This is a genomic window from Plantactinospora mayteni (assembly GCF_016862935.1).
In the GTDB taxonomy this organism is placed as follows: Bacteria; Actinomycetota; Actinomycetes; order Mycobacteriales; family Micromonosporaceae; genus Plantactinospora; species Plantactinospora mayteni.
In genome coordinates, this window is sequence record NZ_BONX01000010.1 from 101,864 (window position 1) to 117,831 (window position 15,968).

The following is a 15,968-nucleotide window of genomic DNA, read 5'->3' on the forward strand; positions in this document are numbered from 1 at the left end:
AGCCAGGACCGCCCCGCTCATCGGGACCCGTTCCCGGGCTGGACGGCCTCGGCGCGCAGCGCGTCGGCCACCTCCCAGGTGCGGTAGCGCGAGCCCTTCACCAGGACGACGTCGCCCGGCCGCAGTTCGCGGCGCAGCGCGTCGACCGCCGCCGCCTGATCGGTAACCAGCACCGACTCTCCTCCCCAATTTGCCATCGCCACCGCGCCGTCGTGGATCGGCGCGGCCAGCTCGCCGACCACGATCAGCCGGTCGACGCCCAGTTCGGCCGTGAGCCGACCGATCTGCTCGTGCCCGTCCCGTTCGAAATCGCCCAGCTCGGCCATGTAGCCGAGCACCGCGAAGGTGCGTCGCCGCTCGCCCATCCCGGCCAACGCCCGTAGCGCGGCGGAGGTCGAGGCGGGGTTGGCGTTGTAGGAGTCGTCGATCACCGTCACCCCGTCGGTGCGGTCGAAGACGTCCATCCGGCGGGTCGAGGGCAGGCCGAGCTGGCCGAGCGCCTCGGCCAACTCGGCCAGCGGCATGCCGAGTTCCCGGGCCACCGCCGCCGCCGCGAGCGAGTTGCCGACCTGGTGCCGGCCGCTGATCCCGAGCCGGACCGTCGCCCGGCCCTCCGGGGTGACCAGGGTGTACGACGCCCGCCCGCGATCGTCCAGGCCGACCTCCTCGGCCCGCACCTCGGCGTCGGCGGCCTCGCCCACCAGTACCACCCGGGCGGCGGTGCGGGTCGCCATCGCGCGTACCCGCTCGTCGTCGGCGTTGAGCACCGCGAGCCCGTCCGCCGGCAGCCCCTCGACCAGTTCGCCCTTTGCCTCGGCGATCGCCTCCTGCGAGCCGAACTCGCCGATGTGCGAGACGCCCACGTTGATCACGACCGCGATCCGGGGCGGCGCGACCTCGCACAGATAGCGGACGTGCCCCACTCCCCGGGCACCCTTCTCCAGCACCAGGTACCGGGTCTCCGCGTCGGCCTGCAACGCCGTGTACGGGTGCCCCAGCTCGTTGTTGAACGAGCCTGGCGGCGCCACGGTACGGCCGAGTCGGGCGGTGAGCTGGGCGACCAGGTCCTTGGTGGTGGTCTTGCCGGACGATCCGGTCAGCCCGATCACGGTCAGTTCGGGGAGCCGGTCCAGCACCGCTCGGGCCAGCCGGCCGAGCGCGGCCCGGGCGTCGGGGACCAGCACCATCGGCACCCCGTCGACCGGGCGGGAGCCGAGCACCGCGACCGCACCGCCGGAGGCGACCGCCGCCGCCGCGAAGTCGTGCCCGTCCACCTTCTCGCCGGGGAAGGCCACGAAGAGCCCGCCGGGGCGAATCTTGCGGGAGTCGAACTCGACCGGGCCGGTGACCCGGAGCGTCGGATCGGCGCCGACCAGCCGACCGTCGACCGCGGTGGCGAGCTCGGACAGGGTCAACGGGATCATCGGCGGCCCTCCACCAGGTTGCCGAACCGGGCGGCGAGCGCGGCGGCCAGCTCGACCCGGTCGTCGAACGGGTACGTCCGGCCGGCGATCTCCTGGCCGCGCTCGTGCCCCTTGCCGAGCAGCGCCACCACGTCACCGGGCTCGGCGAGCCGGACCGCCTCGTCGATCGCCGCCCGCCGGCCGGCCACCTCCAGCAGCCGGGTCGGCGTGCCGGCCAGTTCGGCGCCGCGCCGCACCTCGGCCCGGATCACCGCCGGGTCCTCGGTGCGCGGATTGTCGTCGGTGATCACCACCAGGTCGGCACCGTTCGCCGCCGCCGCGCCCATCACCGGCCGCTTGCCGTGGTCCCGGTCGCCACCCGAGCCGATCACGCAGATCAGCCGGTTGCCGGCGCCGGCCAGGTCGCGCAGCGCCCGCAGCACCGCGACCACCGCGTCCGGCTTGTGCGCGTAGTCGACCACGCCCCGGACCGGTCCGGGCGCGTCGACCAGCTCCAGCCGGCCCGGTACCCCCGGGCAGGCGGCCACGCCCCGGGCCGCCACCGCCGGCTCGACCCCGGTGCCGACCAGCATGGCGATCGCCAGCAGCGCGTTGGCCACGTTGTGCCGGCCGGGCAGCGCCACACCGGCCTGCACGACCAGCCCGTCCGGGCCGTACGCGGTGAAGGTCTGGGTGTAGCCGGACTCGCGGACCGCGCCGGCCCGCCAGGTGGCGCCCGGGTCACCGGCGGCCGAGTAGGTGACGGTGCCCGGCTTGCGCAGCGGCGCCAGCGCCGGGTCGTCGAAGTTGAGCACCTCGACGTCGCAGCGGCCGTCGAAGAGCCGCGCCTTGGCCGCGAAGTAGTCCGCCGCGTCGGCGTGGAAGTCCAGGTGGTCCTGGCCGAAGTTGGTGTAGCCGCCGACGGTGAAGCGGACCCCGCCGACCCGTCCCATCGCCAGCGCGTGACTGGACACCTCCATCACCACGGCGGTGACCCCGCGCTCCCGGGCCGCCGCGAGCATGGCGTGCAGGTCGGTGGCCTCCGGGGTGGTGCGGACGCTTTCCACCACCAGGTCGCCGAGCCGGGTCTCCACGGTGCCGATCAGCCCGGTGACGTGCCCGGCGGCCCGCAGCCCCGACTCGACCAGGTAGGCGGTGCTGGTCTTGCCGGCGGTGCCGGTGATGCCGATGACGGTCAGCCCGGCGGTGGGGTCGCCGTAGACCGCGCCGGCCAGCTCGCCGAGCACCGCGCGCGGCTCTGGCACCACCAGGGCGGGCAGCCCGGCCTCGGCCGCCGCCGGGGCGCCGGCCGGATCGGTGAGTACGGCCACCGCGCCGGCCGCCGCCGCCGCGGCCACGAACTCGGCGCCGTGCCGACGGGCGCCCGGAAGCGCCGCGTAGAGGTCACCGGGGTGCACCTCGGCGCTGGCATGGGTCACCCCGGTGACCGCCAGGTCGGCGGCGTCCGGGGGCGACTCGGCGGCGACTCGCGCGGCGAGATCGGCGAGCCGGACCGGCGTCACGGCGCGGGGACGGGGATTGCCGGGCACGGCGTCAGACCCTACCCCGTCGAGGGGGCCACCCCGCACAGCCGCCCCGGTGGTTTGCCCGCACCCACCGATGATGTCCCGTTTCGGCAGGTCATCGCGGATAGACGACGAACTTCGGCGGCGCGGTGCCGGTGGCGGGCACCCGATAGTGACGGAGTACGTACTCCATCATCTCCTTGAAGGCCGGTGCGGAGACGTCGCCGCCGCCGCCGGAGGGGGTGTGCGCGAAGACCGCGATGACGTACCGCGGGTCGTCGGCCTGGTCCATCCCGATGAACGAGGCGACCTCGCCGGGGGCGTACTGGCCGTCGACCACCCGCGATCCGGTGCCGGTCTTGCCGGCCACCCGGTAGCCCTTGATCGCCGCCTGGGTGGCGGTGCCGCCCTCGATGGTCAGCGGCGCCTCCAGCAGGGTACGCAGCGCGGCGGCGGTCTCCGGCCGCAGCACCTGCCGGCTCTCCGGGGCGGGTACCGGCTTCCGCTTGCCGTCCGGGCCGATGATCTCGCGTACGAGGTGCGGCTGGATCCAGGTGCCGTTGTTGGCGATCGCGGCGTACGCGGCGGCCATCTGCAACGGCGTGACGTCGACGCTGTGCCCGATCGGCACCGACCCGTACGTCGAGCCGCTGTATTCCGACGGCTTGAGTACCCGGCCGGACGCCTCGCCGAGCACCCCCTCCCCGGTCGGGCGGCCCAGCCCGAACCGGAGCTGGTATTCGTAGAGCTTCTCCGCACCGAGCTTGTCGGCGACCCGGATGGTCCCGACGTTGGAGGAGTACCCGAGCATGCCGGCCACGCTCAGCGTCCGGCCCCGCACCGGGTGGGTGTCCCGGAACGGCTGGTCACCCTTGCGGATGCTGGACGGGGTGGGCCAGGCGGTGTCCGGGGTGATCACCCCCTCCTCCAGCCCGGCGCCGAAGACGATCGCCTTGTGCACGGATCCGGGGTCGACCACGAAGCTGGTGGCGGCGTCGTTGCGGTCGCTGGGGTCGTATTTCTTCCAGTCGGCCGCGTCGTAGGTCGGATAGCTCGCCTGGGCCAGCACCTCGCCGGTGCGTACGTCGAGCACCACGGCCGCCCCGATGGTGCCGTTGACCTCCTGCATCCGCTTGGCGAGGATCCGCTGCACCATGTATTGCAGGTCCCGGTCGATGGTGAGTTGCAGCGAGCTGCCCGGCCGGGCCTCGGTGACCTTGTTGTAGCCACCGGGGATCTCGGCGGCCAGCTCCCCCTTGCCGACCTCGTACTCCCGCTCGCCGTTCACCCCGCGCAGCAGCTCGTCGTAGCGGGCCTCGATCCCCTCCAGGCCGACCCGGTCCTGGCTGGTGAAGCCGAGCAGGTTGGCGGCCAGGTCGCCGCCGGGGACCTCGCGCCGCTCGTCCCGCCCGGTGCCGATGCCGGGCAGGTTGAGATCCATGATCTTCTCGGCAGTGTTGATCTCGACGCCCTGGGCCAGGTATTCGAAGTTCGACGGGCGCCCGTCCGGCCGCTTCTGCTTGCCCATGTCCTCCGTCAGCCTGGAGACGGGGATGCCGAGCAGCGGCGAGAGCGCCGTGGCGGTCCGGGCCGGATCGTCCACGAGTTCCGGGTCGGCGAAGACGTACCGGGCCTCGACGCTCTGCGCCAGCGCCGCCCCGGAGCGGTCGTAGATGGCTCCCCGGGGTGCCGGCAGGACGACCGTACGCAGCCGGTCGCCGACGCCGCCGCCGGCGTATTCCGGGGCGTCGACGACCTGGAGCGCGACCAGCCGGATGCCGATTGTGGTGAACATGGCGAGCACGAGCAGCGTGCCGAGCCGCAGCCGCCGGTGCGCGTCGGCCAGCCGGGGCGGCCGGCGGGGCCGTCGGGTCGGGCGCCGGGCGGGCGAGCCGGCGCTCCGGGTCGGGCCGCCGGCCGGGTCGGCCGGGCGCCGCCGGACCGGCTTGGCGACGTCGCCGCCGCCCCGGACCGGGCGCGGGGTGATGGTGCGTCCGGCGCCGGGCGGCACGGTCCGCCGGGCGCTCCGGGCCGCGCCGGCCCGGCCACCGTCGAGCACCTGCAACGCCGGCCGGAACGGGTCCGCCGACCGTCCGGTCCTGGGGGTACGCCGAGACCGGCCGCCCGGGTCAGCGGAGCCGCCGGCACCCCCGGTCGTACGCCGGAGTTCCGGACTGTCCCGCACGGTCCGGCCACGCGGCGTGTACGCCCGGGCGTCGGAGATGCCGCCCAGCCCGGAACCGGACCGGCCGCCGGAGTCGGCGTCGGGTTCGGTGTCCCGGCCGGCACGCGACGAGCCGCGCCGGGACACCGAAGCGTCCCGGCGCGGCTCGTCGGACCGCGGTGTCACCGGGTCATCCCCCGGCGCCCTGCTGGCTGGTGATCGCCGGCTCGCCGCCGGCCGGCTGCGGTACGCCGATCACCCGGCCGTCCGGCAGCCGGATGAAGGCCGGTGACCCCGAGTCGACCAGGCCCAACTGGCGGGCCCGGGCGGCCAGGTTGCCCGGCACCTCGGCGTCGGCGATCTTCTGCTCCAGCTCCTGCTGTTGGATGTCCAGCGTGGACTGCTGCTGCTGCAACCGCTCCAGCCGGAACGCGTTCTCGTTGACCTTGCTGTTGACCACCAGGATGCCGAGCATCCCGCCGACCACCAGCACCAGGATCAGCGCCACGAAGGAGACCCGGGGTCGGGCCACCGGCAGCGGCGGCGCCACCCGGAGCCGGGAGCGCCGGGCCGGCGTCGCCGACTCCGGTGCCTGGTCCGGCCGCTCGTCCGAGCTGTCCCAGACCCGTAGTCCCCGGGCGGATTCCGCCGGCTGTTCCCAGTCCCGCTCACTCAGTGCGGCACTGCCCTGGGTCGGATACCGTCGCGCCCCCCGCGCCCGGGCCTCCGACGCCGGGTTCGACCGGCCGCCGCCCGCCCGCTGCGCCCGCTGCACCGTGGTCCGGCCCCCCGACCGCGGTGTACGCTGCGTCGCATCGCGCGTCGCGTCGGACTGTTCCCGGCGCTCGCGCTTGTTGACGTTCATCTTCCCTCCCCCTGTGATGTCGTGCCGCCGCCGTCCCCTGCCGGCCGCGACATGTCCCGTCGCACTTCGTCGGAGCCGCCCGGTGCCCCCGCACCGGCCGGACCCGTTACCCCGGCGACTCGGCCGGGCCGTTCGCGGACGGCCCGCCTCGTCGTCGCCGTGCTCGTACCACCGTCCCGCTCGATCCGCTCGGCCGCCCGCAGCCGCACCGATGCGGCCCGCGGGTTGGCCTGGACCTCCGCCTCGCCCGCCAGCTCAGCTCCCCGGCTGAGCAGCCGCAGCATCGGCCCGGTGCCGGGCAGTTCGACCGGAAGGTCGACCGGCCCGGTGCTGCGGGCCCGGCCGGCGAACACCTGCTTGGTGATCCGGTCCTCCAGCGAGTGGTAGGACATCACCACGGCGCGACCGCCCACGGACAGCGCGTCCAGGGCGGCCGGCAGCGCCGTTTCCAGCGCGGCCAGCTCCCGGTTTACCTCGATCCGTAAAGCCTGGAACGTCCTCTTGGCCGGATGCCCCCCGGTACGCCGGGCAGGTGCCGGGATGGACTCCCGGACCAGTTCGGCCAGCCGGGCCGACGAGGTGAGCCGGTGGCGTTCCCGCTCCCGCAGGATCGCCGAGGCGATCCGGCCGGCGAACCGCTCCTCGCCGTAGACCCTGAGCACCCGGGCCAGCTCGCCGTGCGAGTAGCTGTTGACGACCTCCTCGGCGGTCGTACCGGCGGACTGGTCCATCCGCATGTCCAGCGGCGCGTCCTGCGCGTAGGCGAACCCGCGGTCGGGCGCGTCGAGTTGGAGCGAGGAGACACCCAGGTCGAACAGCACGCCGTCCACCCGGTCGTGGCCGAGCCGCGCCAGCACCTCGGGCAGCTCGTCGTAGACCGCGTGCACCAGGTGGACCCGGTCGGCGAAGCGCTCCAGTCGGGCCCGCGCGTGTGCCAGTGCCTCGGTGTCCCGGTCGAGTCCGATCAGGACGGTACGCGGATGCGTGGCGAGTACCGCCTCGGCGTGCCCGGCCAGCCCGAGGGTGGCGTCCACGTGGACGGTCGTCCGGTCGTCGGCCCGGTCCAGGGCGGGGGCGAGCAGCTCGAGACACCGCTCAAGCAGCACCGGCACGTGCGTACCGCGTAGCTCCCCCATGTCGACCCCCAGTGACCCCTGTCTCGTCCGGACGTGCCCGGTATCTGTCACGCTCGTCGTACCGCCAGATCCCCATCCGCTCTGCTCCTCCGGGCCGACCTTCGGACCGTCGGAGGATCGCGCCTGGCACCGGGGAAGAGGCGCCAGGAACTTCGAGCGGGTGGAGATCTCGCAGTACGTCGGGCGTCGGCACGCGCCGCCCTACAGTCCGCCCGGCAGCACCCCCTCCTCGATGTCGGCGAAGTCCTCTTCGCTCTCCGCGAGGTAGGTCTCCCAGGACCGCTTGTCCCAGATCTCCACCCGGGTGCTCGCCCCGATCACCACCAGCTCCCGATCCAGTGCGGCGTATTCCCGCAGGTGGATCGGGATGGTGACCCGGCCCTGCTTGTCCGGGATCTCGTCGTGCGCGCTGGCGAAGAAGACCCGGCTGTAGGCCCGGGCCGCCTTGTGCGTCATCGGCTGTTCGCGCAACTGCCCGGCGATCCGCTGGAACTCGGGCATCGGGAAGACGTAGAGGCAGCGCTCCTGCCCTTTCGTGATCACGACACCTCCCGCCAGCTCGTCCCGGAACTTGGCCGGAAGGATCAGCCGGCCCTTGTCGTCCAGGCGCGGGGTGTGCGTGCCGAGAAACACCGGCCCAACCCCCTCGCCCTACCAGCGACGTTCGCGGCGCCGCTGCCCCCCGGGCCGGCGGGCCCTCCCGGCCCCCCATCGCGCCCCACTCTACTCCACTTCCCTCCACCCGCAACCAGAATCGCCCGGAAAGACCGGCTGTCCGCCGGATGAAACCGCACGTCAGAAGGGGTGGCCGTCGGTGGAGGGAAATGGACCCCCCACCGCGAAGGTCCACTATCCGACAGCCGTACGCCGGACGCCCGGCGCCCGGACATACACCCTATTTTCCGATCCATCCGGCCGCCCCGAAGGCCCCTGTGGAGCGGGGTGGGGAGCAAAGTGGAGGAAAAATTCGGGACGCCTCCCACCGGGTGCGGAGCGACCGGGACGGCAGCGCCGGACGGCGACCGACAACGCCCAGGTCAGCTCAGGTCAGCTCGGGCCGGCGGGCCGCGACGTCCAGGGCGGCGCGGACCGGATCGCCGCCCCACCGGCTGGCGAACGCGTCGACCACCACCCAGCCGGCCTGGACCAGCGCCCGATGCCGGGCGATGTGTGCCGCCGGGCCGGCCGGGTGGGCGGCACAGTTCAGCCCGACCGCCGACTCACCGGCACCGACACAGAGGTCCACCGTCCAGCGCCCGACCGGATAGTGCCGCCGGACCGGCAGCCCGAGCCGGGCCAGCTCCGCGGCCAACTCCCCCGCCCAGCCGACCGGCGCCAAACTCCCGGCCGCGGCCGGCGCCGGGCTGCCAGCCGAGCGTGGCGGCAGGCTTCCGGCCGCGGCTGGCGCCGGGCTGCCCAACGAGGCTGGCGGCGGGCTTCCGGCTGCGGTCGGCCCGGCACCAGGCGGCCGGGCCGGCACGGTCTCCGACGCGGTGCCACCCGCCGGACCACCGGCGGGTACGGCCGGAACGGCGACCGGCTCGCCGCGCGGCTCCGGCGGCGACGCCGCGTACCGCAGGTAGTCGCCGAGCAGGCCGTTCGGCGCGGACTGCGAGGTCAGCACGACCATCCGGCGCCGTGCCCGGGTGACCATCACGTTGAACAGGTTCGGGTCGGTCAGGAAACGCATCCGCCCGGCCGGGACCGGATCGGTCACCGCCAGCGACACCAGTACGGTCTCCGCCTCGCTGCCCTGGAACGAGTGGACGGTGCCGACCCGCAGCCCGAGCCGCTCGATCTCGGTCACCGGAAACGCGGCCACCAGCGCCGACTCCAGCGCGTCGGCCTGAGCCCGGAACGGAGTGATCACGCCGATGCCGACCAGACCCGCCTCGGCCAGCCGACGGACCTCGGCCACCGCCGCCGCCACCTCGGCCCGGTTCACCCCCGCCTCGGTCCCCGTCGCCGGCACCGTCAGCACGTCGATCACGTCCGCCGTCTCGTTGCCCGGATGGCGGGTGGCCACCGCGATCCGGTCGCCGTAGAAGCGGTGCGCGGAGAACTCGATCAGGTGCGGGGCGCAGCGGTAGTGCTCGTCCAGCCAGGTGACCGGGGCGGCCCCGGCAGCCAGGTCGAAGGCGCTGACCCGGCGTACGTCGACCCGGTTGTCGAGGCCGTGTCGGGAAAGGGTCGCCGCCACGTCCACGTCGGCGACGAACGAGACGAACCGGAGTTGCCGTGGATCACCCACCACCAGCGCCCGGCGGGCCCGGGCCAGGGCCGGCGCCGCCCGGATCTGGTCGGTGTGCGACGCCTCGTCCAGGATCACCAGGTCGAAGAGCCCGGCGATCGGCGGCAGCAGTTCCTCGACGTCGGTGACCGTACCGATCCAGAGTGGAAGCGCCCGGACCAGGGACTCCCCGCTCAGTTCGGCGAGGAGTTCCCGGCGCCGGTTGCGGCCCGCCCGCAGCGCGCCGGCCAGCGCGGCGGCGCTGCGCCGGCCGGCCGGGTCCCGCCGCTCCGGGCCACGGCTGCGATTACGCATCGCGGTGCCCACCGCCGCCGCCAGCCGCTGCCGAGCCTCCGCCAGCTCCAGCCACAACGGACCCGGGTCGGCGCCGCCGACGGTCGCCAGCCGGGCCGCCGCGACCTCCGCCCGGGCCGCCGTGATCGCGTCGTCGAGCCGGTCCAGCGACACCGTCCGGGCCGCGCCGAGCCGGCGGCGCAGCCGTCGACCCGGTGGCCCCGGCAGGCAGCGCCGCCACCACGCGCCCGCCGAGGCCCGAGCCCGGCCGGCCGCCCGGGCCGCCGCCACCAGGTCGGCACCGGGCGCGAAGGCACCGGGTACGTCGAGCCGCAGCCCGCCGACCGTGGACGCCCAGCGCTCGACCGAGCCGGCCAGCAGTTCGAGGTCGAGCAGCTCGGTGAGCTGGCCGGTCACCCGGTCGACCTCGGCGGCTGCCTCGGCCACGGCGGCCCGGTCCGCGTCCAGGGTCGCCGCCGTCACCTCCGCGTAGCCGGTCACGTCGAGGGAGGCCGCGAGCGCGGCCCGGCGTTCGGCGTCGCCGAAGAGCACCGGTCGCGGGCCCGGATAGCGCTCCAGCAGTTCGCCGAGTACGTCGGCGGCGTGCCCGGACTGGGTGACGACCAGTACGCTCCCGCCCCGGTCCACCACGTCGAGGGCGGCGGCGACCACGGCATGACTCTTCCCGTTGCCGGGTGGACCGGAGACCACGGTCACCGGCTGGTGCCGGACCCGGCGTACCACCTCGGTCTGGGCCTCGTTGAGCGGCAGTGGTGAGTCGACCGGTCCGGCGGGGTCGACCGGGGCGGTGGAGGTGTCCGGGGCGGTGGGGGTGTCCGGGGCGGCGGTGCCGTACACCACGGCGAGGGCGGAGGACTCGACGTCGGGCCGGCCGGCCCAGGCGCGCAGCCGGTCACCGAGGGCCAGCCCGGCGACGTCCCGTACGCCGAACAGCACCGCCGAGACGTAGAGCACCGGCGGCCGGGCCGGAAAGCTCGCCCGACCGGTACGCCGGGTCCGGTCGACCTCGCGTACCGGCTGGCCGGCCGCCCGGGCGACGGCGCGCAACCACGCCTCGGCGCCGGTACTGGCGAGCCACCCGGATCCGCCCACGCCCGGCGCCGCCTCCAACCGGGCGGCCAGGTCGCGGTCCTCGACCAGCGGAGTGATCTCGAAGTCGCCGGCCGGGACCACCCGGTATCCGCGCAGCGTGCGCTCCAACCGGACCGGCTCGCTGAGCAGCGGGAACCGCACCTTCCGGGTACCGCCGTCGGTCTCGACCACCCCGGCGACCAGACCCCAGCCCCGGCGCAGCGTCCGCTCGTCCCGGTGCAGCAGGTCGGCCGCGGCCAGCCGCTCCACCTCCCGGGACCGGCGGCAGGATCCCGGATCGGCCAGCCAGATCAGCGGCTGGCCGGGACGGGTCACGTCGAGCACCCGCTCGGGGGCGGCCGGTGCGAGGTCGGCGAGGGCCCGCAGCACGGACGCGACGGAGGGGTTCATCGGCCGCCCAGCTTGACATCCTCCCCGCCCTAAAGGACGGGGATTCCCTCCACGCTGCGCGTGGAACACGCGGCGTCCGGGTGGGTTACCGCTTCGCCGCGCGGTGCCACCATCGCTGGTGGTCTGACCCGCGCTCCACGGTCGTTTGAGTTGTCCGCCCGTCCGGCGGCCAACACGTTAACGGCGGCGTTCACGTCCCGGTCGTGGGCTGCTCCGCAGGGGCAGTCCCACGCTCGGACGTTGAGGACCATCTTCTGGTGGATACGGCCGCACTGCGAGCACATACGGGTGGACGGTAAATACCGGTCCACACGGACGAACGTGCGCCCGTACCGGGCGGCTTTGTACTCCAACATGCCGGTGAAACTGGCCCACCCCGCGTCGTGCACGGACTTCGCGAGCCTCGTCCGGCCGAGACCGGTCACGCACAGGTCCTCGACGTACACCGCTTGGTTTTCGCGGATGATCCGTGTCGAGAGCTTGTGCTGCCAGTCCCGCCGGGTGTCGGCCACCCGGGCGTGCGCCCGTGCGACCTTGACGACGGCCTTCCCGCGGTTGGCCGAGCCCTTCTGCTTACGCGAGAGTGCCTGCTGCAACCGCTTGAGATTGCGGGCCGCGCGACGCAGGAACTTCGGGGCCGCAACCTTCGTGCCATCCGACAGCACCGCGAAGTGGGTCAGGCCCAGGTCGATACCCACCTCGGACTCTGCGGGCGGCAACGGCTCATCCATGGTCCGCACGACGAACGAGGCGAAGTACCGGCCGGCCGCGTCCTTGATGATCGCCACAGACGACGGGTCCGACGGCAGCGAACGCGACCAGCGCACGGCGACGTCCCCGATCTTCGGCAGCCTGAGCTTGCCGTTGTCGAGGACCTTGAACCGGGCGTTCTTGGTGAACCGGATCGCCTGCCGGTTGTCCTTGCGTGACCGGAACCTCGGCGGCGCGACCTCGCGGCCCTTGCGCTTGCCCGAGACCGAGGCGAAGAAGTTGCGGTACGCGGTGCTCAGGTCCGCCAGCGCCTGCTGCAACACCACCGCCGACACCTCGCCCAGCCACGCCCGTTCTGGCGTCAGCTTGGCCTGCGTGATGACCCGCTTGGACAGCTCGACGTCCGAGACGTACGGCAAGCCCTGCTCACGGGCCTCCTGCCGGGCGCGCAGCCCGTCGTTGAACACCACTCGCGCGCACCCGAACGCCCGAGCCAGCTCGATCTGCTGGCCGGGCGTCGGATAGACGCGGTGGTTGTAACGAAGCTGCACGTACAACAGAGTACAGCAATGTACGATAATCGCCATGACCGACTTGACCGAGATCAGTGTGGCCGACCTGCGCAAGAACCTGGCCCAGGTTCTGAACGACACCGCCGTGCAGGGCAAGACCTTCTACGTGACCCGTAACGGCCGCCGGATCGCCGCTGTCGTGCCAGTGCCCGTGGCCGAGCAGCACGAGCAGGCGCGAGGTTAGGGCACTGCTCGGGCCTTGGCGGCCCTCCGAGCGCGTGCCTTCACCCCCGCCTGAAGGCGAAGCACTGGCCCGCATTCCGGTAGCAACCGGTTACCCCGGTGAGGTGCCTACCGGGGTCGGATTCCGCCGCCGATACCGGGCGGCGGGGCCGGGAAGCGGCCCGGCGGCGCCGGGTACTTTCGTGCGACGGTCACCCGCCCGGCGCCGTCCGGTAACCTCGCTCGCGTGACGGACGGGAAGATGCCTCTCCGGGCGAAGGTGGCCAGTTCGGTGTCGCGCACCGCCGCGGCTCTGTCCCGGGCGGCGGGCCGGGGTGACGGCTCGGTGATCGGCGGGTGGATCGGTCTCAAGATCGATCCTGATCTTCTCGCCCACCTGGCGTCCGGCCGGGCCATCGCGCTGGTGTCGGGCACCAACGGCAAGACGACCACCACCCGGCTGACCGCGGCGGCGGTCGGCGTACTCGGCCGGGTGGCGACGAACTCGTTCGGGGCGAACATGCCCACCGGGCACACCTCGGCGCTGGCCAAGGCCGGCAGCACGCCCTATGCCGTGCTGGAGGTCGACGAGCACTACCTGGCCCAGGTGCTGGAGGCGACCGAGCCACGGGTGGTGGCCCTGCTCAACCTCTCCCGGGACCAGCTCGACCGGGCCAAGGAAGTGGCGATGATGGCCCAGCTCTGGCGGGCCGCGCTGGTCCGGCACCCGTCGATCCGGGTGATCGCCAACGCCGACGACCCGATGGTGGTCTGGGCGGCGACCCCACCGGCGACCCGCAGCCCGCAGGTGGCCCCGGCACCGGTCATCTGGTTCAGCGCCGGCCAGCGCTGGCACGACGACTCCTGGGTCTGCCCCGAGTGCGGCTCCCCGATCGAGCGGATGGCGGACCAGTGGTGGTGCACCGGCTGCTGGCTGCGCCGGCCGGAGCCGCAGTGGGTGGTCGAGGACGACGGGGTGGTCGACCCGGCCGGTGACTGGCACAAGGTGGTCCTGCAACTGCCGGGCCGGGTCAACCTCGGCAACGCGGCGACCGCGCTGGCGGTGGCGGCCGAGTTCGGGGTACGCCCGACCGACGCGGTGTCCCGGCTCGGCGGGGTCGCCTCGGTCGCCGGCCGGTACGCCCAGGTGGCCAAGGACGGTCGCACGGTCCGGCTGCTGCTGGCGAAGAACCCGGCGAGCTGGCTGGAGGCGTTCGACATGGCCGAGGAGGCGCCGACCCTGCTCTCGATCAACGCTCGGGACCCCGACGGGCTGGACACCTCCTGGCTCTTCGACGTCGACTTCGCGCCGCTGCGCGGCCGGCAGGTGCTGATCACCGGCGACCGGGCGTACGACCTCGCGGTCCGGCTGGACGTCAACGGCGTACCGTTCCAGCACGTCCGGACCTTCACCGAAGCGATCACGAGCGTCCCGCCGGGCCGGCTCGAGGTGATCGCCAACTACACGGCGTTCCAGGACATCCGAGCGGAGTTGGACCGTGTCAACTGATCCCGCCTACCGCATGGCCGGCCCGGCCGGCGGAGAGAGCACGCTGCGGATCGTCTGGATCTATCCGGACCTGCTCTCCACCTATGGCGACCGGGGCAACATGCTGATCCTGGAACGCCGGGCCAGGCTGCGCGGCATGCCGGTGGAGTGCATCGAGGTCCGCTCCGACCAGCGGCTGCCGATCTCGGCCGACATCTATCTGCTGGGCGGCGGCGAGGACGGTCCGCAGGCGCTGGGCGCGCAGCGGCTGATCGCCGACGGCGGGCTGCGCCGGGCCGCCGAGCAGGGTTCGGTGGTCTTCGCGGTCTGCGCCGGCTACCAGTTGCTGGGCGGCTCGTTCTTCGCCAAGGGCACCAAGTGCGCCGGCCTGGACCTGCTCGACCTGCACTCCGACCGGGGGCCGTCCCGGGCGGTCGGCGAACTCGCCGGTGCCATCGACCCCCGGCTCGGGCTGCCGCCGCTGAGCGGCTTCGAGAACCACGGCGGGCGTACCCACCTGGGCCCCGGGGTGTCCGCGCTGGCCCGGGTCAGCACCGGGATCGGCAACGACGGCAACACCGAGGGGGCGTGGCGGGGCAAGCTGCTCGGCACGTACTCGCACGGTCCGGCGCTGGCCCGCAACCCGGCCCTGGCCGACCTGCTGCTGCGCTGGGCGATCGGGGTGCAGCAGCTACCGCCGCTGGACGACACCTGGTCGGACCGGCTGCGGGCCGAACGCAGCGCGGCCCTGGCCGCCGCCCGGCAGTGATCGGTCGCGTCCGGCGGCTGCTCCGGCAGCGGTCGGTCGCGCGGTTCACCGTACTGCTCCTGGTGCTCGGCCTCTTCGGGTTGGCGCTGCTTCTGGTGCCCCGGCCCGAGGTGGCCGAGCTGCCCCGGCTGGCCGACCGGCTCGGTGCGCTCGCGCCGGTCGCGGCGATCGGTGGCGGGGCGCTGCTGCTGGTCGCGCTGGTGCCCCGGACGGCGCTCACGGTGGTCTGGGGAGCGATCTTCGGGCCGCTGCTCGGCGCCGGCTACACGCTGGGCGCCGCCCTGCTCGCCGCGCTGGCCGGCTTCGCGGTCGGCCGGCTGCTCGGTCGGGAGTTCGTCGCGGAACGGGTACGCGGCCGGCTGGCCCGGCTCGACGGCTGGTTCGCCCGGCAGAGCGTGCTCGGGGTGGTCAGCGTACGGCTGATCCCGATCGGCGGGTTCGGGCTGATCAGCTACGGCTACGGCACCACCGGAGCGCGGCTGGCGCCGTTCCTGCTCGGCAGCCTGCTGGCGGCCACCCCGTCCGCGTTCGGGTATGCGGCGGTGGGCGCCGCGGCGGTCTCGCCGGACGAGGTGAACTGGCTGGCGGTCAGCCCCGGCGCGCTGGGTCTGGTCGCCAGCGTCGTGCTGGCGGTGCGCTGGTGGCGGGCGGAACGCGCCGCCAGGGAGAGCCGCCGGCCCGGACGCGTCGCGGACGGCCTCCAGCCCTCCCGGGCCGACCGACCGGCGCCGAACCCGGAGTAGCCGGCGGGCGGCGGGCGGCGGGCGGCGGGCGGCGGGCGGTCGATCATGGTGTCGACGCAGTCGGTAAGCTGCCAGCCGAACCTGCCCGCGCGCTGAACCTTTCTCAACCTGAACCGCGCGGCGCTCACACACCGCGTCCGACCCTGCGGTCTGACGGACCGCAAGGGGAGGTTGAAAAGGTTCACTGTCCCCGTCGGGCGCATTGGTACTCGCCGCCGCCCGCCCGGCTGCACGACGGCTTCGACATCGTGCATTTCGCGGTATTTGCCCTATAAGGACTGTTCGTCGATAGGCTGATGGGCACCACCGCCCTCCCGAGCGGCAGCCCCCGGAGGACGGCTGGTCGAGCCTCACCCCGGGGCCGGGCGACCCCCGGTCCCGGCGGTGGGTGTTCCCGCCGG

General features: G+C 73.9%; 12 protein-coding genes. 4 read left to right on the forward strand and 8 right to left on the reverse strand.

What is annotated here, in order from left to right; translation table 11 throughout:
• Nucleotides 1–17: 17 nt before the first annotated feature.
• From Pma05_RS09940 to Pma05_RS09975, 8 genes are all read right to left on the reverse strand, one after another.
• Nucleotides 18–1,424 (reverse strand): UDP-N-acetylmuramoyl-tripeptide--D-alanyl-D-alanine ligase, encoded by a 1,407-nt coding sequence (locus tag Pma05_RS09940; protein WP_203857041.1) that lies wholly within the window; start codon nt 1,422–1,424, stop codon nt 18–20.
• On the reverse strand, nt 1,421–2,992 hold the full coding sequence (locus Pma05_RS09945) for a UDP-N-acetylmuramoyl-L-alanyl-D-glutamate--2,6-diaminopimelate ligase (protein ID WP_203857042.1): 1,572 nt from the start codon (nt 2,990–2,992) through the stop codon (nt 1,421–1,423). Before Pma05_RS09945 ends, Pma05_RS09940 begins: the two co-directional genes overlap by 4 nt.
• Nucleotides 2,993–3,044: 52 nt before the next feature.
• The gene (locus tag Pma05_RS09950; protein ID WP_203857043.1) at nt 3,045–5,279 is read right to left on the reverse strand and encodes a peptidoglycan D,D-transpeptidase FtsI family protein; all 2,235 of its coding nucleotides are present in this window, start codon (nt 5,277–5,279) and stop codon (nt 3,045–3,047) included.
• Between the two features lie 4 nt (nt 5,280–5,283).
• The gene (gene ftsL, locus Pma05_RS09955; RefSeq protein ID WP_203857044.1) at nt 5,284–5,958 is read right to left on the reverse strand and encodes a cell division protein FtsL; all 675 of its coding nucleotides are present in this window, start codon (nt 5,956–5,958) and stop codon (nt 5,284–5,286) included.
• Nucleotides 5,955–7,094, reverse strand: a complete 1,140-nt coding sequence (gene rsmH, locus Pma05_RS09960; RefSeq protein WP_203857045.1) for a 16S rRNA (cytosine(1402)-N(4))-methyltransferase RsmH — start codon at nt 7,092–7,094, stop codon at nt 5,955–5,957. Before rsmH ends, ftsL begins: the two co-directional genes overlap by 4 nt.
• A 201-nt stretch (nt 7,095–7,295) precedes the next feature.
• Entirely contained in the window at nt 7,296–7,727 is a 432-nt protein-coding gene (gene mraZ / locus Pma05_RS09965; protein ID WP_107261385.1) for a division/cell wall cluster transcriptional repressor MraZ, read from the reverse strand.
• Nucleotides 7,728–8,136: 409 nt separating this feature from the next.
• A complete protein-coding gene (locus tag Pma05_RS09970; RefSeq protein WP_203857046.1) occupies nt 8,137–11,121 on the reverse strand; it encodes a DEAD/DEAH box helicase in 2,985 nt (994 codons plus the stop codon).
• A gap of 29 nt (nt 11,122–11,150) precedes the next feature.
• The gene (locus Pma05_RS09975) at nt 11,151–12,383 is read right to left on the reverse strand and encodes an RNA-guided endonuclease InsQ/TnpB family protein (RefSeq protein WP_203857047.1); all 1,233 of its coding nucleotides are present in this window, start codon (nt 12,381–12,383) and stop codon (nt 11,151–11,153) included.
• A 34-nt stretch (nt 12,384–12,417) separates the two neighbouring features.
• On the opposite strand from Pma05_RS09975, the gene Pma05_RS09980 reads away from it, so the two are divergent.
• From Pma05_RS09980 to Pma05_RS09995, 4 genes are all read left to right on the forward strand, one after another.
• Nucleotides 12,418–12,588, forward strand: a complete 171-nt coding sequence (locus Pma05_RS09980; RefSeq protein ID WP_203857048.1) for a type II toxin-antitoxin system Phd/YefM family antitoxin — start codon at nt 12,418–12,420, stop codon at nt 12,586–12,588.
• 240 nt (nt 12,589–12,828) lie between these two features.
• On the forward strand, nt 12,829–14,076 hold the full coding sequence (locus Pma05_RS09985; RefSeq protein ID WP_203857117.1) for a Mur ligase family protein: 1,248 nt from the start codon (nt 12,829–12,831) through the stop codon (nt 14,074–14,076).
• 13 nt (nt 14,077–14,089) lie between these two features.
• Complete coding sequence (locus Pma05_RS09990; protein WP_203857118.1) at nt 14,090–14,824, forward strand: type 1 glutamine amidotransferase; 735 nt, start codon at nt 14,090–14,092, stop codon at nt 14,822–14,824.
• The gene (locus Pma05_RS09995) at nt 14,767–15,567 is read left to right on the forward strand and encodes a TVP38/TMEM64 family protein (protein WP_372441448.1); all 801 of its coding nucleotides are present in this window, start codon (nt 14,767–14,769) and stop codon (nt 15,565–15,567) included. The genes Pma05_RS09990 and Pma05_RS09995 overlap by 58 nt, the downstream gene beginning before the upstream one ends.
• Nucleotides 15,568–15,968: the final 401 nt, after the last annotated feature.